The sequence below is a fragment of the Sivoneniella epilithica UHCC 1019 genome (assembly GCF_040830845.1).
Taxonomy (GTDB): Bacteria; Cyanobacteriota; Cyanobacteriia; order Leptolyngbyales; family Leptolyngbyaceae; genus ULC077BIN1.
In genome coordinates this window covers 1-582 of the sequence record NZ_JBFPDP010000127.1, presented here as the reverse complement: position 1 = coordinate 582, position 582 = coordinate 1, and the positions used below count along the sequence as shown (strand labels likewise).

Below are 582 nucleotides of genomic sequence, written 5' to 3'. Positions count from 1 at the left end.
CTTCTCCGACGGTATGCCCCTCGGCATCAGTGGCACCTTCAACTTCATGTTCGTCTTCCAAGCGGAACACAACATCTTGATGCACCCCTTCCACATGTTGGGCGTAGCTGGAGTATTCGGCGGCAGCTTGTTCAGTGCAATGCACGGTTCATTGGTGACCTCCAGCTTGGTACGTGAAACGACCGAAACCGAAAGCCAAAACTACGGCTACAAATTTGGTCAAGAAGAAGAGACCTACAACATCGTTGCAGCACACGGCTACTTCGGACGGTTGATCTTCCAATATGCGTCTTTCAACAACTCACGTTCACTGCACTTCTTCCTAGGTGCGTGGCCCGTGATTGGGATTTGGTTGACCGCAATGGGGATTAGCACGATGGCATTCAACTTGAACGGATTTAACTTCAACCAAAGCATCATCGACTCGCAGGGACGAGTGGTGAGCACCTGGGCAGATGTCTTGAACCGAGCGAACTTGGGAATGGAAGTGATGCATGAGCGCAATGCCCACAACTTCCCGTTGGATTTGGCTGCGGGTGAGGCGACTCCAGTTGCTCTAGTGGCTCCTGCTATCAACGGCTA

1 protein-coding gene is annotated in these 582 nt (G+C 52.1%); it reads left to right on the top strand.

Translation table 11 applies throughout. From position 1 onward, the window contains the following. Positions 1-582, top strand: a 582-nt coding sequence (locus AB3R30_RS26950) for a photosynthetic reaction center family protein (RefSeq protein WP_458652281.1), incomplete at both ends; no start/stop codon positions are given.